A 15,499-nucleotide genomic window follows, 5' to 3' on the forward strand; every position below is an offset into this window, starting at 1 on the left:
CACACCGCTTTCGCGAGCAAGCCCGCTCCCACATTTGGATCTCCATACATTTTGGATCTCCATTTTGTCTGGGGGAGCGCGGTCTGCTCTAGCAAAAACAGCGCTTTTGATTCAACCACTCAGGCCGGCTGTCAGGCCGCCGTGCTCTTGCTTTTGATCTTGATCTCAGGCGCCCCGTTAAACCACGCTGGCCGCACGCAGGCTTGAAGCCGTGGGTAACCCGGCAGGACGCCGGGTTAGCCGCGGTGGGCCAGGGATGGCCCATCGCGGCGGCCCACGGACTCGAGCCGGAGTGCGGGCACACCGAGCCTAGGCGAGGTGCCGAGTGGTGGGGCAAGAGCGCTTTGGTTACTTTGCCGCTTTTGCAAAGTGACCCGCTGTAAGAGCGGAACCAATAGCCGCCGTGACCTCAATAACGGATATGTACCCCGACCAGCCTACAACCCAACCAACCCCAAATGCTCCCGCAAAGTCCCTCCCTCATAAGCCGTACGAAACAACCCTTTACGCTGCAAATGCGGAATCACACTCTCCACAAACTCCGTAAACGACCCCGGCAAATACCCCGGCGAAATCACAAACCCATCACACCCGCCTTTCTCGAACAATTCAGCCAACTGATCCGCCACCTGCGCGCCGGTCCCGACCAATTGCGGCACCCGCACACTGCTGGAAAAAATCCGCCCCAATTGTTCCAGGGTAAGGTCCGCCCCCTGCATCAGGAGTTTTTCTGCAGCCGCCCCATGCACCAGCGGCGACCGTGCCACCTCGGCCAACGTCGCCGATAACGCAAACGACGACAAATCCACATTCAACTGCGACGCCAACGTCACCAGCCCCAACTCAGGCCGCGCCAACGCGTTGTGCTTGTCACGCTTGGCTCGCGCCTCGGCCTCGCTGCCACCAATAAACGGCATCACCGCCGTCAGCACCTTGCAACTGTCCGCCTCGCGGCCTTGCTGCACCACCTGCGCGCGCACGTCATCACGAAACGCGCGCATTGCCGCCAAATGCGGGTGAATGGTAAAAATCGCCTCTGCCCAACGCGCACCAAAACGCCGCCCACGCCCGGAAGAGCCGGCCTGAATCAACACCGGCCGCCCCTGAGGCGTGCGCGGAATATTCAGCGGGCCTTCCACCTTGAACCAGTCGCCCTGATGCTGCACCGACTGAATCAACGCCGGGTCCGCCAGCACGCCGCTTTCGCGATCCAGTTTGAGCGCATCCTTGCCCCAGCTGTTCCAGAGTTTCAGCGCGACCTCGACAAACTCATCGGCGCGGTCATAACGCAGGTCGTGCTCCAGGTGTTTGTCCTTGCCGAACAGGCGCCCTTCGCTGTCGTTCATCGAGGTCACGATGTTCCACGCCGCACGGCCCTTTGAGAGGTGATCAAGGGTGGCAAATTCACGGGCAATATGCGCCGGTTCGTAATAGGTGGTGGAACGCGTCGCGCCAAGCCCCAGTTTGCTGGTCTGGCCGATCAGATAAGACAGAATCGGCAGCGGATCCAGGCGCGTCGCATCCTGCGCGCCGTAACGCAGCGCGAACTCGCGGGAACCGCCCATTTGGTCGCCCACCGCGAGGCGGTCAGCAAAAAACAGGAAGTCGAACAGCCCCTCCTCAACCACCTTGGCGATGCGTGCGTAGTACTGCGGGTCAAGGTAATTGCCGACGGTTTCCGGGTGGCGCCATACCGCATGGCTGTGGACCACGGGGCCGCTCAGCAGAAACGCGGATAAGTGGATTTGGCGGCTTGTCGTCATGGAAGGCCTTATCGAAGAATAAAGAGACTTAGCCGCAAAAGTTATAGTAGGAAGCAACTACTATGAAAGAAACCTATGATTCTATGGTTATGCCCGATTGCTCGAAAGACTGAAAAACGGCCTTAAGCTCAGATCAAAAGAGTATTTATCGAATGCTTTTTAGAACTTTATGCTCGGTCTTATTTCGCTGAAAATCGAGCTCACCATGCCTATTCGCCGCCCCCTCGTTGTTGTACTGGGTTTGCTGGCCTTGTCTGTCGCCGCCAGCGCAGAAGCCCAGGAAACCGTGCGCATTGGTTACCAGAAATCCTCGACGCTGATCACGTTGCTGAAAACTCAGGGCACCCTGGAAAAAGCCCTGAAGGCGGACAATATCGACGTGTCTTGGCACGAATTCCCCAGCGGCCTGCCGCTGCTGGAAGCGCTGAACATCGGCAACGTCGACATCAGCGCCGACGTGGCCGACACCGTGCCGATCTTCGCCCAGGCTGCCCAAGCCAAACTCACCTATTTCGCCCAGGAAGCGCCCTCGCCTTCGGCCCAGGCCATCGTGGTACGCAAGGACTCGCCGATCCAGCAACTGGCGGATTTGAAGGGTAAAAAAGTTGCAGTCACGAAAGCCGCCGGCACCCACTATTTATTGATCGCCGCACTGGCCAAGGCGGGCCTGGCGTTTTCGGATATCGAGCCGGCTTACCTGTCGCCGGCTGACGGTCGCGCGGCGTTCGAGAACAACAAGGTGGATGCCTGGGTCACCTGGGAACCCTTCCTCACCAGCGTGCAGCGTCAACTGCCAACCCGCACGTTGGCCGACGGCGCCGGGCTGGCCAGCTACAAGCGCTACTATTTGACGGGTACGCCTTACGCCAAAGCCCACCCCGAGGTCTTGAAGCTTGTGTACGCGCAGTTGGAACAGGCTGGCACATGGGTGAAAACCCACCCACAGGACGCCGCCAAAGTGCTCGGCCCGTTGTGGGGCAACCTGGATGCCGCCACCGTCGAAGCGGCCAACGCGCACCGCAGCTATCGGGTGCAGCCAGTGACGATCGATCAGTTGGGGGAACAGCAAAAGATCGCTGATGCGTTCTTCAAGGCCGGGCTGTTGCCCAAGGCTGTGGACGCCAAGGATGTGCAGACCTGGGCACCGTGAGAAGTTTCATTTGGCAACCCAAGCGGGTTGCCGCATAAAGGGCATTCCCCTCGTCTCTTAAAAGGCCTTCGTCCATGATTTTCGCCATCCATGCCCTGTATAAATCCGGCATCACCGAGCAGCGCGCGGCACTGCTGTCCAGCCACCGTGAATACCTCGGCACCGTGGCCGAGCGCATCGCGTTTGCGGGGCCGTTGTTGGGGGCGGCCGGTGAACCGGTAGGGTCATTGATGGTGGTGGACTTTGATGACGAGGCCCATGTGCAGGCGTGGCTGGCGCAAGAGCCGTTTACCCAGGCTGGGCTGTTTGCGCAGTTGGACGTGCAACTGTTTCAGAACCGCTGGGTGCAGAAGACCGGGTTTCCAGCGGTGTAATTGAGAGGCCGGCGCGAGGGATCAGGAGCAGCTGGAGGGTTGGCATCTGCAAACGTAATCAGCCCAAAAATGGCTCAAAACGGCCCTTTCGTTATCACCCGCTCATCAATAAACCTGCGCAACAGACTGATCCGCTGCGTATAGGCATCGCTCAAACAGCTCAGGTTCGAACCGCAGGCATGGCGCTTTTTGAGCCATTCGGCCTGCCCGTCCATCAATGAACCCCGCCCGCCCATGGCCATGAAATGCTTGTTCAGGTCGTAGAGCAGCGCCATGGTCACGTCCTGGTCATTGAGGCTGACGTTCTGGCAGATGGCAATTTCATCAGACGCTTTGGCCTTGGCACAGTCAAAGCTGGCCGCCGAACTTGAAGGACTGAGCAACAGTGCAGAAACACTGACAAGCACTGCGAAAACAGACGATTTGATCATCACGCTTTTCTCCTCAGGTACGCACCACACCCGTACCGAACTTGCGAATCGCCAGGCAATACCCAATCAACGCCACCGCCGCCAACAACCCGCCCGCCGCGCCAATCCACGCAAAACCGAAGTGGCTGCCGACCCAGCTGCCCATCAGTGCGCCGCCGCCGATGCCGATGTTGTAGATGCCGGAGAACATCGCCATGGCCACGTCGGTGGCATCCGGCGCGAGTACCAGCACCTTGGACTGCATGGCCAGGCCGAAGCCCATGATTGCCATGCCCCAGAAAATGCTGAGGACCACCAGATAAGTTTCAGCCCCGCTCAAGGGCAACAACAGCGTCAGGCATGTGGCCAGCAGGAACACCGCGCCCACCACGAACAGGTGGGGGTTGAAACGGTGCACCAGGCTGAACAGCAGCGAGCCGATGATGCCCGCGCCGCCGAACACCAGCAGGATCAGGGTCACGGCGCCACCGCCCATACCGGCGACGCCTTCGACGAAGGGTTCGATGTAGCTGTAGGCGGTAAATTGCGCGGTGATGGTCAAGGCGGTCAGCACATACAGCGCCACCAGCGCCGGGCGCTTGAACAGCAGCGGCAGGCTGCGCAGGGAGCCGGAGTTCTGGCTCGGCAGCAACGGCAGTGTGCGCGCCAGCCAGAACACCAGCCCGGCGGCAAACGCGCCGATCACCAGGAAGGTGGTGCGCCAGCCCATGGCTTCGCCGAGCAGGCGGCCCAGCGGAATGCCCAGGACCATCGCCAGCGAAGTGCCGGTGGCGAGCAGGCCGAGGGCTTGCACCTGTTTGCCTTCCGGGGCCAGGCGCACCGCCAGCGAGGCCGTGATCGACCAGAACAGCGCATGGGACAAGGCGATGCCCATGCGGCTGAGCATCAGGATGCCAAAGCTGGTGGCGACGCTGGAGAGGATATGGCTGGCGATAAACATGCCGAACAGCACGATCAGCAGCTTGCGCCGTTCGACGTTGCGGGTCAGCAGCATCACCGGCAACGAGGTCAGCGACACTATCCAGGCATAGATGGTGAGCATCAGCCCGACGCTGGCGATGGGCATGTCGAAGCTGGCGCCGATGGCGCTGAGCAGCCCGACCGGCACAAATTCGGTGGTATTGAACACGAAGGCGGCCAGCGCCAGGGCGATGACCGGTTGCCAATTGGCTTGAGGCGTTGCGGCTGAAATGCTCATTGGCGGGCGAGGTACTCTGGCGATGGTCAACGGCCACGCAGAACAGCGCAGCCGCCGAGCATTCTATAGGTTTCTCGGCCCGTTGTTGACGCGGATCGTCGCCGCGGGGCTCAGGGCGAGGTCAGGGTAATCACGTAATTGCCCGACTGAATCGGCTTGCCGGCGTTGTCCACCAGCAGATAACGCTGGTCGTAATAACGCCCGCTGCCGCTGTCTGCCACCAGCCGCACGTGGGCCGCGTTGACACTGGCCACCGGCGCCACGTTGCTCACCTCCAGGCGGCTGCCGCGACTGGCGCTGGCACAGCCGGTCAGCTCCATCACCGCACCACTGCGCGCATTTGTCGCACAGCCGGGCTCGACGATGGCCCCCCGGAACTCAATGGTGCCCCCGCCCAGTGTCTGCGCGGCACTGCCGCTACCCGCCCATAGGCACAACAGGCCTGCAATAATCGCAACACGTTTAACGTTCATGCCGACACTCCTTATTGGGCTCTCACTCAGGAAGTCGTCTGGCCGGGCGTTAACTTGAGCGGTTTCGCCTCAAAGTGTGCGCTGGATCAAGGATCCACCTGCCCCATCAACTCGGGAATGCTTTCCGGCCGCTTGGCATAACGCTGAGCCAGGGCCGCGCACACCATCAACTGGATCTGGTGAAACAGCATCAGCGGTAGAATCAGCACGCCCATGCTCGCCCCGGCGAACAGCACCTGGGCCATGGGAACCCCCGTCGCCAGGCTTTTCTTGGAGCCGCAGAACAAGATGGTGATGCGGTCTTCCTGGCTGAAGCCAAAGGCTTTGCCCAGCACAGTAGACGCCACCAGCACTAGGGCCAGCAATACGCAGCAGGCCACGACCAGGCCACCGAGCTCCCACAGCGGGATCTGGTGCCAGATGCCTTCGTTGACCGCTTCACTGAACGCGCCGTAGACCACCAGCAGGATCGAGCCTTGGTCGACAAACTTCAGCCAGGATTTATTGCGACCGACCCACTCGCCGATCCAGCGCCGGGCAATTTGCCCCGCCACAAACGGCAGCAGCAGTTGCACACTGATTTTCAGGATCGCATCGACGGTAGAGCCGCCATCACCGTGCACGTTGAGCAACAGGGTCACCAGCAACGGCGTCAGGAAGATGCCGAACAGGCTGGAGGCCGCTGCGCTGCAAATCGCCGCCGGAATGTTGCCGCGCGCCAGCGAAGTAAAGGCAATCGCCGATTGCACAGTGGCCGGCAATGCGCAGAGGTAAAGCATGCCCATGTACAGGTCTTTGCCGATCAGCGGCGACAGCACCGGCTTGAGCGCCAGGCCCAGCAGCGGGAACAGCACGAAGGTCAGGCTGAACACCAGTAAATGCAGGCGCCAGTGGCCGGCACCGGCGACGATGGCCTGGCGTGACAGCTTGGCACCGTGCAGGAAAAACAGCAGGGCGATGGCCAGGTTGGTCACCCAGCCGAAGGCCACGGCGGTCTGGCCGCTGGCGGGCAGCAGGGAGGCGAGGATCACCGTGGCCACAAGCGTGAGGGTGAAGTTGTCGGGCAGGAAACGCGGGCGGGTCATAAGCAAATCTTCCAGGGGTTGCCAAGAGCATCGTCGCGACTCTAACGTAACGGCCTGTTACCGACTAACGCCAATGAGCCAGTAAATGCCGCCTAAAGGACATGAAAAAACCGTGCGCCGCAGTGTGCCCGGGCTTTCCAGCCTGCCACGGCCGGTGTATGGGCGCACTGAGTCACTGCCCAATCGTGCGCTGACCCGACGGCACAGCCACCCGTGGGTGCAGTTGTCTTACGCGATTTCCGGGGTGCTGGAGATCCAGACAGGCGCCGGCCGCTTTGTCGCTCCGCCCCAACGCGCCGTGTGGATACCGGCGGGCGTGCCGCATCGGGTGTTCAGCTCGCCGCACACCGAAATGCGTAGCCTCTACCTGGATTGCAGCGTCACCACGTGGGCTGCCGGGCATTGCCATGTCCTCGAGGTGAGCAGTTTGTTACGCGAATTGATCCGCAGCTTCAGCGAACTGCCGGTGGAATATGCCGAGGACGGGCCAGATGGGCGCTTGGCGCAAGTGGTGCTGGACCAGCTTGCCGCAGCGCCGCAGGTGGATTTGATGCTGCCGTTGCCACTGGACCCGCGCTTGCGGCAGATCTACCGCAGCCTGAACCTGCATCCGGAACAGCAGACGACGTTGGGTGATTGGAGCCAGAAGTTGGGCGTGAGTGAGAAAACCCTCAGCCGGTTGTTTCTGAGCGATACCGGCCTGACGTTCAGGGCATGGCGCCAGCGGCTGAGGCTGTTGACCGCCCTGCCCGCCCTGGAACAAGGCGAGCGGGTGACGGATGTGGCGCTGGCGTGTGGTTATGAGTCCACTTCGGCGTTTATCAATGCGTTTCGCCAGCAGTTCGATGCCACACCGGGTGAGTTTTTCCGCTGATTTTCAGGCGAAAAATATCAAATGTGGGAGCTGGCTTGCCTGCGATGGCAGTCCGTCAGCCAATACATTTTCTGGCTGATGCACCGCTATCGCAGGCAAGCCAGCTCCCACATTGCTGACTGCATTCCAAATGCCTGCAAAGGCTCAGCTGCCATTCCCGCCATGGGCCTCTTCAAAGAAGTAGTCCTTCCAGCTCGCCGCCTTGTTTTTCAACACACCCAGTTCCTGCAGTTTCTCGGCATAGATAAAGGTGCGCTGCGGCACGATGGTGAAGTCGATTTCCGGGTCCTGGACGATTTTCTCCACTAGGTCCAGCGGCAGTTTGGATGCTTCGACGCGAATATAGGTTTTGGCGGCAGCGGGCTTGTCGGCCTTGATGATCTGCTCGGCTTCAGCCAACGCGTCATAGAACGCCTTGTAGGTCTTGGGGTTCTCGTCGTGGAATTTCTCGGTGGTATAGAGCACGTTGAACGACGCCTGCCCGCCCAGAATGTCGTAGGAACTGAGCACCTTGTGCACGTTGGGGTTCAACAGTTCCTGGTACTGGAACGGCGGGCTGGAAAAGTGCGAGTTGATCTCCGAGCCGCCGGCAATCAGCGCCGCCGTGGCGTCGGGGTGGGCGAGGCTGATGGAGATGTCGTCGAATTTCTTGTAGTTGGCATCGCCAAACTGCTTGGCGGTTTCAATCTGCAAGGTGCGCGACTGGAAGCCCACGCCGGCGGCCGGCACGGCAATGCGGTCCTTCTCAGTGAAGTCCTTGAGCGTCTTCACATTGGGGTTGTTGGTCAGCAGGTAATTGGGCATCGAACCCAGCGAGGCAATGGCCTTGACGTTCTGCTTGCCCTTGGTGCGGTCCCACAGGGTGAGCATCGGCGGTACGCCAGCCGACACCACATCCAGCGCGCCGGCCAGCAGCGACTCGTTCATCGCAGTGGCGCCGGAAATGCTGTTCCACTCCACCTTGATATCCAGGCCCTGTTCCTTGCCGTGTTTTTCGATCAGGTGCTGGTCGCGCACCACATCGAGAATCAGGTAGCCGATACCGAATTGCTGGGCAATGCTGATCTTGCCTTCGGCCTGGGCGCCGGTGCTGAGCAATGCGGTCGCAGCGGCCAGGGACGCGGCCAACAGGGTCAGGGAGGAGCGTTTCAAGGTCATGGAGGGTCTGCCGCACGTTTGAGAAGGTGAACGAGGGTAGCCAGCATTTTTAAGACTGGAAAAGAATATCGAGATCTATTGTTATGCAAATAGTCCCCAAAAACGCCAGCGGCTGGTATCGTGCCGCGCTTTGAAATACAGCCGAACCTGCGAGGAAATGGACGTTGAACACTGACGAAAAAATGACCGGAGACCTGTTCGAGGTCGATAAGCGCCTGTCACTCAAACCCGTGGTGGACTTCAGCGCCTACCTGCGCAGCGCGTTCGGCGACGGCCCGTGCACCTGCGTACGCTGCACCGCCGCCGGTGGTGATGAAAGCGGCTACGCGTTTCAGCACACCTTCACCTTCGACGCCAAACCCACCCACCGCCGCTTCGCCTCCACGGCGAGCAGCGATGTGTTGATGGCATTGAAGAAAGCGTGGCTGTCGTACACCAAGGCCGAGTTACCACTCAGTGGTGTGCTCGACCTGGACACGGTGAAGGCGTTCGTCGACCCGCCCCTGCATCGGCGTTTGGCGCCGTTGTTCCTGGCCAGTGAGTTGGTCAAGGAGGTTGAAGGCCAACTGCAGATTCAGCCGCAAGCGGCCTGATCCCAGCCCTCCACAGAACAACATGTGGAAGCTGGGGTACATCAGGCTAGAATGTGTTAGCTGGCAGACCGCTATCGCAGGCAAGCCAGCTCCCACAGGGGATCTGTGTTGCCGGGTAGATCGGCGCTCCCCGCTGAATCCACAAAGCCCCATCAAACACACCCCCCAATCAAAATGTGGGAGCTGGCTTGCCTGCGAAGGCGGCGGCATTGCCAAGGGAGATGTCGCCTGCCCCACCGCTTTCGCAGCCTCGCTAAAGCTCGACAGCTCCCACAGGGGATCTGTGTTGCCGGGTAGATCGGCGCTCCCCGCTGAATCCGCAAAGCCCCATCAGACACACCCCCAATCAAAATGTGGGAGCTGGCTTGCCTGCGAAGGCGGCGGTACTGCCAACAGAGACACCGCCTGACCCACCGCTTTCGTAGCCTCGCCAAAGCTCGACAACTCCCACACGGGATCTGCGCCAGCCCTGAAGAGTCAGATGCCTGCGAGCACCGCGGGATCGCCAGTGCGCCAAACGTTATCCACTGTCACCCGCTGGATCAGCCACCGGTTTTCCTGTCGAACCAATTCAACGTCGTAGCGGTTCTTCATCAAATAGTGTCGCGACGGGTCGCTCTTGGGCACGTGCTGCGCTTCCACCAAAGCATCAAGTCGTGCACGGTCGCCGTCCAGCGTCACACGCGGGTTGTTCACCGAGTGCGTGGTGTCGAGCTGGCTGAGCGCGCCGGATAACGCAGCGACAATGGTTTCGCGCCCTTCCAGCACCGGGTATTCAAAACCGGCTTTGGCGGCGGCAGGCCGAAAATCGGAGACGGCCTCGACGGTGAACGCCGAAGCAAGCAGCACGGGGTCATGCAGGTCGATACCGGCGGCGAAGCGATAAAGGGTGTCGACAACCGCAAGCTTGTCGGCGGCTGTTTGAAGGTCGAAAGCGGTCATGGGGTTTTCCTGTGGGTTCAGTAATCGATGATCCGCGTGCCTGCAATCGTCTGGGCAAAGCCCACGCCGAACAGTTTCGCGGGCGTTTCAAAGCCAGGCCGGCGTTCACCGCCCAGCACTCGGCGCGCCGCTTCCACGGCGGCCAGCGGGGTGTAGCTGTAGCCGTTGACAGTTTCAATCACCGAGCGCGCAACGCTGCCGTCGGCGCCGGTGACTTCGGCCACGGCGCGGGCGCGATGGGCGTCGCGCTGGGTTTGTGTGGGGCCGTCGGGCAGCAGTGACAAGTCGCCTTCGGGGAAAGCCTCGCCAGTGACGTGCACGAACATCGCGATATTCGGGATGGAACTGGAATGCCAGGCGCTGACCAAATCACCGAAGGACAACGGCGCACACAGCACCGGGCCGTCGCCGAAATCCAAGTGTTGCAGTGGCGCGTCCGGGGTGGCGACCAGTGCGCCGTCGATGCGCACCATGACGCCTGCGCCGAGGATCTCGCCCACACTCATCGCCGAACCGCGTGACATCGTGCCGGGCACCTGCAAGGCAATGTTCAGTGCGCGCGGCTGCCGTACGCGGCTGGCAACGTGCATCGCCAGGCAGTCGGTGGGTACCACGTCCCAGCCGACGCCGGGCAGCAGCATCACATCCGCCCCGCTGCCGAGTTGTTCGGCGAGGCGGTACACGTTGATTTCAGCAGTGATGTCCAGATAGTCGGTGCCGCTGGCGATGCAGGCGCGCATCAACGGTTCGGCAGTGTGAGCAAAAGGACCGGCGAAGTTGAGCAACACGTCGATACCTTCCAACCGGCTTTCTTGCGCAACAAATACCCGGTAAGGCACGCCCAGCGCAGCAGCCAAGGAAGCCAGGCGGGCTTCGTCGCGTCCGGCAATCACCAGGTTCAGGCCCAGTTCTTTCGCCTGTTCAGCCGCCATGCGCCCGGTGTAACCGGTGGCGCCGTAGATCATCAAAGTTTTCATGCCGTGTGCTGCCAGTTTTTGTAGACGAATTCGAGACTGTAGCCATCCGGGTCGAGGACGTTGGCCGCGTAGTAGTTGGGGTCGTAATGCAAACGGGCACCTGGCGTGCCGTTGTCAGTGGCGCCATTTGCCAGCGCGGCGGCGTAGGCCTGCTCAACCACCGCGCGGTTATTGGCGACAAATCCTACATGCACCGCTCGCCCCTCCACCACGCCTTCGCGCAGCCAGAAAAACATCCGGCCGTTGGCGCCAAAACCTTTCAAGTCGGGATGCCCGGGCGGGCCATCCTTGCCGTCGTAGTCGAGGCGCGCAGTGATGCCGAGTGGCGCAAGCGTTGCTTCGTAGAAGCGGATCGAACGCGCGATGTCGCTGACTGAAATAAACAGATGATCCAGCATGGTGTGGCCTCGCAACTCAGATGATATAGCCGCCTGCGACTTCGATAGTCTGGGCGTTGATCCAACGGCCTTCGTCTGACAGCAACAGGGCAATTACCCGCGCCACGTCTTCTGGTTCGCCTACGCGGCCCAAGGCAGTTTGCCCGGCCAGCAGAGCTTCGAATTCGTCATTCAAGCCGCCGCCCAGTTCAGTACGAATGGCACCCGGCGACACGGCGTTGGCACGAATACGGCGCTCGCCGAATTCCTTGGCCATGTAACGGGTGAGCACGTCCAGCCCGCCTTTGAACGCGGCGTAAGGCGCAACGCCAGCGGTGGCAACGCGCGTCGTGGCACTGGTCAGGTTGACGATACTGGCGTGTTGTTCCAGCAGCGGCAGCAGGGTCTGGGTGAGAAAAAACGGGCCTTTGAGGTGCACGTTGAACAGGCCGTCGAATTGCGCTTCGGTCACGCTTTCAAGGGGGTTGAACAGCCCGTAACCGGCGTTGTTCACCAGCCCGCTCAACGTCCCTACGCCCCAGGTAGCCTGAAGGGACTGCACAACAGCATCACGGAACGCCGCAAAGGTGCTGACATCAGCTACCTCCAGTTTCAGCGCCACGGCTTTACCGCCCGCCGCTTCAATACGCTGAACCACCGCCCGCGCCGCGTCCGGGTTGCGGTTGTAAGTCAGGATCACGCCCTGCCCCTGGCGGGCGCACAGCTCGGCGGTACTGGCACCGATGCCACGGCTGCCTCCGGTTATCACGATGACGCTCATGGCTTGCTCCACTGTCGAAACGTTGAGTGACCACAGTAGCGATCACCCTGCCCCCCGACGCAGCCGTTCCTGCCTCAATCCTGCCTGTTTCTGCTTTTCGCTTGCGCGCTGCCTTAAGAGAGGAACAGCATGGCCACCATGAATACACAATTGATCGAATTGCGTGCCCTGGCCGCAAGTGCCGAAAACCGCCGCACCGAGACCGGCATCCCGCGTGTGGCGATGGTTCAGGGTGCGATTCCCGAGCACATGCTCGCAGCGGTGTATGACCCGATGATCAACCTGATCCTGCAAGGCACCAAGTGCATGACCGTGGGCGACCGCACCCTGCACTACGACCCCGCGACCTATTTTGTGATGTCTATCGAGCTGCCCGCCGTCGGCGTGGTGAACCCGGCGGCGACGGGTGAGCCGTACCTGGCAGTGAGCCTGACCCTGGACCCGACGGTGCTGACCACCTTGCTCAACGACTTGCCGATGCCCAGCGGGCGTTGCGAGCAGGAGGCCGGGTTTTCAGTGGCGGCCGTCACACCGGCGCTGATGGACGCGTGGGTCCGCATGCTGCGCCTGATGGGCGACCCGGTGGCGATTGCCGCACTGGCGCCGGCCTATGAGCGGGAAATTCTCTACCACGTGCTGCAAGGCCCGCACGGCTGGATGCTGCGCGAGATTGCCGCGCCGGACACCGCCATGGCGCGCGTCAGCCGGGCGATTCAGTGGATTCGCCGGGACTTTGCCGAGTCGATCCGGGTGGAGGCGCTGGCGCAGGAAGCGGCGATGAGTGTGTCGGCGTTTCACCGGCACTTCAAGGCAGTGACCAACCTGAGCCCGCTGCAATATCAGAAGCGTGTGCGCCTGTTGCAGGCGCGCACCTTGATGGTGGCCAGCGCCAGCAGTGTGACCAGCGCTGCGTTTGAGGTGGGGTATGAAAGCGCGACCCAGTTCAGCCGGGATTATGCGCGGGTGTTCGGGTTGCCGCCGGCCAGGGATACGGCGCGGATTCTGGCTGATAACAGAGGTCGGGCCTGAACTCATTATGGCCTGCGGGCTTGTTGTGGCGAGCGGGCTTGCCCCGCGTTGGGGCGCGCAGCGGCCCCATTACAGGCGACCGAGTTCCTTCATATAGGCCTCAGTCGCCTGTTTTTGGGGCTGCTTCGCAGCCCAACGCGGGGCAAGCCCGCTCGCCACAACCACCCGCTCGACACCACAAGCTCATTTGCGACAACAAGCCCGCTCGCCACAGGAAGCCAACTCTCTACTGAGAGCCTGTGCTTACTTACGCGCCGCCTCCCACGACTTGAGCAAGTCACCGTAAGCCACCGTCTCGCCTTTCGGCTTCTCGTTCGCCAGTTTCGGCTTCGGCGCACCCGGCTGGTCGAACCAGTATTGCGCGTCACGCTCGGGGTTCATTTTCGGGCCGCACACCGGTTGCACCTTGGAGCGCTCCAGGCGCGTCATGATCGCGTCCTGCTCCTTGGCCAGGTTGTCCAGCGCCTGCTGTGGAGTTTTCTCGCCGCTGGCGGCGGCGGCGATGTTGCTCCACCACAATTGCGCCAAACGAGGGTAGTCCGGCACGTTGGTGCCGGTCGGGGTCCACTCGACACGGGCCGGGCTGCGGTAGAACTCCACCAGGCCACCGAGCTTCGGCGCCAGGTCGGTCATGGCCTGGGAGTTGATGTCGGACTCACGAATCGGCGTCAGGCCGACGATGGTTTTTTTCAGCGAGACGGTTTTCGAGGTCACGAACTGCGCGTAGAGCCATGCCGCGAGTTTCTGCTTCTCGGGTGTGGACTTGAGGAAGGTCCAGGAACCCACGTCCTGATAGCCCTTTTTCATGCCTTTTTCCCAATACGGCCCGACCGGCGACGGCGCCATGCGCCACTTCGGCGTGCCGTCGGCGTTCACCACCGGCAGGCCCGGCTTGGTCATGTCGGCGGTAAACGCGGTGTACCAGAAGATCTGCTGGGCAATGTTGCCCTGGGACGGCACCGGGCCGGACTCGGAGAAGGTCATGCCCGCCGCTTCCGGTGGCGCGTAGGCTTTCATCCAGTCCACGTATTTCTGCGTGGCAAACACGGCGGCCGGGCCGTTGGTGTCACCGCCACGGGTCACGCTGGAGCCCACCGGGTGGCAGTCCTCCACGCGAATGCCCCACTCGTCCACCGGCAAGCCGTTGGGCAAACCTTTGTCGCCGCCACCGGCCATGGAGAACCAGGCATCGGTGAAGCGCCAGCCCAGGGACGGGTCTTTTTTGCCGTAGTCCATGTGCCCATAAATGCGCTTGCCGTCGATTTCCTTGACGTCTTCGCTGAAGAATTTGGCGATGTCTTCATAGGCCGACCAGTTCACCGGTACGCCGAGTTCGTAACCGTATTTTTCCTTGAACTTGGCTTTCAGATCGGCGCGTTCGAACCAGTCGGCGCGGAACCAGTACAGGTTGGCAAACTGTTGATCCGGCAGTTGATAGACCTTGCCGTCCGGCGCGGTGGTGAAAGAGATGCCGATAAAATCCTTGATGTCCAGGGTCGGCGAGGTGAAGTCCTTGCCTTCGTTGGCCATCAGATCGGTGATGGATTCGGTTTTGCCGTAGCGGAAGTGCGTACCGATCAAGTCGGAATCGTTGACCCAGCCGTCATAGATGTTTTTGTCGGACTGCATCTGGGTTTGCAGCTTCTCCACCACGTCGCCTTCCTGCAGCAGGTCGTGGGTCAGCTTGATGCCGGTGATTTCGGTGAAGGCCTTGGCCAGCACCTTGGACTCGTACTCGTGGGTGGTGAGGGTTTCCGACACCACGTTGATCTTCATCCCACGGAACGGTTCGGCAGCCTTGATAAACCATTTCAACTCTTCGAGCTGTTGGGCGTCGGTGAGCGTGGACGGTTTGAACTCACTGCCGATCCATTTTTTCGCGGCATCTTCATACGCATCGGCCCAGGCCGTGGCGCTCAAACCGCTGAGGGCCAGTACGGCGGCCAATGAAATGCTATGTCGCAGCTTATTGTTTTTATCGAACATAGAGACCTCCTGGTTGTTTATTCAAGCGGAGCACTAGCCCCAACGCATCACACACAACAGCCACACCAGGGACAGCGCAGTCGCCACCCAGATGCTCCAGCCGGTTGCGCCGATTACCAGCAAATGCAGGTAGGCGCTGCCGAGAAGACCAATAAACAGGCGATCACCACGGGTGGTGCTGATCGGTAAAAAGCCGCGCCGGGGGATGCTCGGCGAGCGCAGCTCCCAGGTGGTCATGCCCACCAGGATCAAGGCGATGCCAGCAAAAAACAGCGCGGTGGGGGTGGTCCAGGCCATCCATTCCATCA

17 protein-coding genes are annotated in these 15,499 nt (G+C 61.2%); 5 read left to right on the forward strand and 12 right to left on the reverse strand.

All coding sequences use genetic code 11. From position 1 onward, the window contains the following. Window positions 1-437: 437 nt before the first annotated feature. Entirely contained in the window at window positions 438-1,763 is a 1,326-nt protein-coding gene (locus AB4P94_RS25335; RefSeq protein WP_395608030.1) for an LLM class flavin-dependent oxidoreductase, read from the reverse strand. Between the two features lie 205 nt (window positions 1,764-1,968). Here AB4P94_RS25335 and AB4P94_RS25340 point away from each other — a divergent pair, with 205 nt between their 5' ends. Both AB4P94_RS25340 and AB4P94_RS25345 read left to right on the forward strand, forming a co-directional pair. After that, the gene (locus tag AB4P94_RS25340) at window positions 1,969-2,913 is read left to right on the forward strand and encodes an aliphatic sulfonate ABC transporter substrate-binding protein (protein ID WP_395608031.1); all 945 of its coding nucleotides are present in this window, start codon (window positions 1,969-1,971) and stop codon (window positions 2,911-2,913) included. 74 nt (window positions 2,914-2,987) lie between these two features. Then, window positions 2,988-3,287, forward strand: a complete 300-nt coding sequence (locus AB4P94_RS25345; protein WP_395608032.1) for a YciI family protein — start codon at window positions 2,988-2,990, stop codon at window positions 3,285-3,287. A gap of 74 nt (window positions 3,288-3,361) precedes the next feature. Here AB4P94_RS25345 and AB4P94_RS25350 read toward each other — a convergent pair whose 3' ends face one another. The 4 genes from AB4P94_RS25350 to AB4P94_RS25365 all read right to left on the reverse strand — a co-directional run bounded on the left by AB4P94_RS25350 (window position 3,362) and on the right by AB4P94_RS25365 (window position 6,474). Then, entirely contained in the window at window positions 3,362-3,718 is a 357-nt protein-coding gene (locus tag AB4P94_RS25350) for a lysozyme inhibitor LprI family protein (RefSeq protein ID WP_395608033.1), read from the reverse strand. Window positions 3,719-3,731: 13 nt separating this feature from the next. Further along, window positions 3,732-4,916 (reverse strand): sugar transporter, encoded by a 1,185-nt coding sequence (locus AB4P94_RS25355; protein WP_395608034.1) that lies wholly within the window; start codon window positions 4,914-4,916, stop codon window positions 3,732-3,734. A gap of 110 nt (window positions 4,917-5,026) precedes the next feature. Beyond that, complete coding sequence (locus AB4P94_RS25360) at window positions 5,027-5,389, reverse strand: type 1 fimbrial protein (protein ID WP_395608035.1); 363 nt, start codon at window positions 5,387-5,389, stop codon at window positions 5,027-5,029. 86 nt (window positions 5,390-5,475) lie between these two features. After that, complete coding sequence (locus tag AB4P94_RS25365) at window positions 5,476-6,474, reverse strand: bile acid:sodium symporter family protein (RefSeq protein WP_395608036.1); 999 nt, start codon at window positions 6,472-6,474, stop codon at window positions 5,476-5,478. An 85-nt stretch (window positions 6,475-6,559) separates the two neighbouring features. On the opposite strand from AB4P94_RS25365, the gene AB4P94_RS25370 reads away from it, so the two are divergent. Further along, window positions 6,560-7,348 carry an AraC family transcriptional regulator gene (locus tag AB4P94_RS25370; protein WP_395608037.1) on the forward strand — a complete coding sequence of 263 codons (789 nt, stop codon included), beginning with the start codon at window positions 6,560-6,562 and terminating at the stop codon, window positions 7,346-7,348. 144 nt (window positions 7,349-7,492) lie between these two features. On the opposite strand, the gene AB4P94_RS25375 is transcribed toward AB4P94_RS25370, so the two are convergent. Continuing rightward, window positions 7,493-8,506, reverse strand: a complete 1,014-nt coding sequence (locus AB4P94_RS25375; protein WP_395608038.1) for an ABC transporter substrate-binding protein — start codon at window positions 8,504-8,506, stop codon at window positions 7,493-7,495. 164 nt (window positions 8,507-8,670) lie between these two features. On the opposite strand from AB4P94_RS25375, the gene AB4P94_RS25380 reads away from it, so the two are divergent. Continuing rightward, a complete protein-coding gene (locus tag AB4P94_RS25380) occupies window positions 8,671-9,099 on the forward strand; it encodes a hypothetical protein (protein WP_395608039.1) in 429 nt (142 codons plus the stop codon). Window positions 9,100-9,576: 477 nt separating this feature from the next. Here AB4P94_RS25380 and AB4P94_RS25385 read toward each other — a convergent pair whose 3' ends face one another. The 4 genes from AB4P94_RS25385 to AB4P94_RS25400 are packed head-to-tail and all read right to left on the reverse strand — an operon-like array spanning window position 9,577 to window position 12,176. Continuing rightward, window positions 9,577-10,041 (reverse strand): nuclear transport factor 2 family protein, encoded by a 465-nt coding sequence (locus tag AB4P94_RS25385; RefSeq protein WP_395608040.1) that lies wholly within the window; start codon window positions 10,039-10,041, stop codon window positions 9,577-9,579. A gap of 17 nt (window positions 10,042-10,058) precedes the next feature. Continuing rightward, complete coding sequence (locus AB4P94_RS25390) at window positions 10,059-11,018, reverse strand: saccharopine dehydrogenase family protein (protein ID WP_395608041.1); 960 nt, start codon at window positions 11,016-11,018, stop codon at window positions 10,059-10,061. Beyond that, window positions 11,015-11,416: a VOC family protein gene (locus AB4P94_RS25395; RefSeq protein ID WP_395608042.1), complete on the reverse strand. Its 402-nt coding sequence runs from the start codon at window positions 11,414-11,416 to the stop codon at window positions 11,015-11,017. Before AB4P94_RS25395 ends, AB4P94_RS25390 begins: the two co-directional genes overlap by 4 nt. A 16-nt stretch (window positions 11,417-11,432) precedes the next feature. Then, a complete protein-coding gene (locus AB4P94_RS25400) occupies window positions 11,433-12,176 on the reverse strand; it encodes an SDR family NAD(P)-dependent oxidoreductase (protein WP_395608043.1) in 744 nt (247 codons plus the stop codon). Window positions 12,177-12,314: 138 nt separating this feature from the next. Here AB4P94_RS25400 and AB4P94_RS25405 point away from each other — a divergent pair, with 138 nt between their 5' ends. Beyond that, window positions 12,315-13,205, forward strand: coding sequence for an AraC family transcriptional regulator N-terminal domain-containing protein (locus AB4P94_RS25405; RefSeq protein WP_395611388.1), 891 nt, complete (start codon window positions 12,315-12,317; stop codon window positions 13,203-13,205). A gap of 243 nt (window positions 13,206-13,448) precedes the next feature. Here the strand turns inward: AB4P94_RS25405 and AB4P94_RS25410 are convergent, their stop codons facing one another. Beyond that, window positions 13,449-15,191 (reverse strand): ABC transporter substrate-binding protein, encoded by a 1,743-nt coding sequence (locus AB4P94_RS25410; RefSeq protein WP_395608044.1) that lies wholly within the window; start codon window positions 15,189-15,191, stop codon window positions 13,449-13,451. Between the two features lie 33 nt (window positions 15,192-15,224). Next, window positions 15,225-15,497 (reverse strand): DUF2160 domain-containing protein, encoded by a 273-nt coding sequence (locus tag AB4P94_RS25415; protein ID WP_395608045.1) that lies wholly within the window; start codon window positions 15,495-15,497, stop codon window positions 15,225-15,227. Window positions 15,498-15,499: the final 2 nt, after the last annotated feature.

The organism is Pseudomonas sp. B22129 (assembly GCF_044218875.1).
In the GTDB taxonomy this organism is placed as follows: domain Bacteria; phylum Pseudomonadota; class Gammaproteobacteria; order Pseudomonadales; family Pseudomonadaceae; genus Aquipseudomonas.

What these genes read in the sequence shown, in the direction of transcription:
- AB4P94_RS25335 (WP_395608030.1), bottom strand. Translation starts at nt 1,763, where the DNA reads ATGACGACAAGCCGCCAAATCCACTTATCCGCGTTTCTGCTGAGCGGC.
- AB4P94_RS25340 (WP_395608031.1), top strand. Translation starts at nt 1,969, where the DNA reads ATGCCTATTCGCCGCCCCCTCGTTGTTGTACTGGGTTTGCTGGCCTTG.
- AB4P94_RS25345 (WP_395608032.1), top strand. Translation starts at nt 2,988, where the DNA reads ATGATTTTCGCCATCCATGCCCTGTATAAATCCGGCATCACCGAGCAG.
- AB4P94_RS25350 (WP_395608033.1), bottom strand. Translation starts at nt 3,718, where the DNA reads ATGATCAAATCGTCTGTTTTCGCAGTGCTTGTCAGTGTTTCTGCACTG.
- AB4P94_RS25355 (WP_395608034.1), bottom strand. Translation starts at nt 4,916, where the DNA reads ATGAGCATTTCAGCCGCAACGCCTCAAGCCAATTGGCAACCGGTCATC.
- AB4P94_RS25360 (WP_395608035.1), bottom strand. Translation starts at nt 5,389, where the DNA reads ATGAACGTTAAACGTGTTGCGATTATTGCAGGCCTGTTGTGCCTATGG.
- AB4P94_RS25365 (WP_395608036.1), bottom strand. Translation starts at nt 6,474, where the DNA reads ATGACCCGCCCGCGTTTCCTGCCCGACAACTTCACCCTCACGCTTGTG.
- AB4P94_RS25370 (WP_395608037.1), top strand. Translation starts at nt 6,560, where the DNA reads ATGCCGCCTAAAGGACATGAAAAAACCGTGCGCCGCAGTGTGCCCGGG.
- AB4P94_RS25375 (WP_395608038.1), bottom strand. Translation starts at nt 8,506, where the DNA reads ATGACCTTGAAACGCTCCTCCCTGACCCTGTTGGCCGCGTCCCTGGCC.
- AB4P94_RS25385 (WP_395608040.1), bottom strand. Translation starts at nt 10,041, where the DNA reads ATGACCGCTTTCGACCTTCAAACAGCCGCCGACAAGCTTGCGGTTGTC.
- AB4P94_RS25390 (WP_395608041.1), bottom strand. Translation starts at nt 11,018, where the DNA reads ATGAAAACTTTGATGATCTACGGCGCCACCGGTTACACCGGGCGCATG.
- AB4P94_RS25395 (WP_395608042.1), bottom strand. Translation starts at nt 11,416, where the DNA reads ATGCTGGATCATCTGTTTATTTCAGTCAGCGACATCGCGCGTTCGATC.
- AB4P94_RS25400 (WP_395608043.1), bottom strand. Translation starts at nt 12,176, where the DNA reads ATGAGCGTCATCGTGATAACCGGAGGCAGCCGTGGCATCGGTGCCAGT.
- AB4P94_RS25405 (WP_395611388.1), top strand. Translation starts at nt 12,315, where the DNA reads ATGAATACACAATTGATCGAATTGCGTGCCCTGGCCGCAAGTGCCGAA.
- AB4P94_RS25410 (WP_395608044.1), bottom strand. Translation starts at nt 15,191, where the DNA reads ATGTTCGATAAAAACAATAAGCTGCGACATAGCATTTCATTGGCCGCC.
- AB4P94_RS25415 (WP_395608045.1), bottom strand. Translation starts at nt 15,497, where the DNA reads ATGGAATGGATGGCCTGGACCACCCCCACCGCGCTGTTTTTTGCTGGC.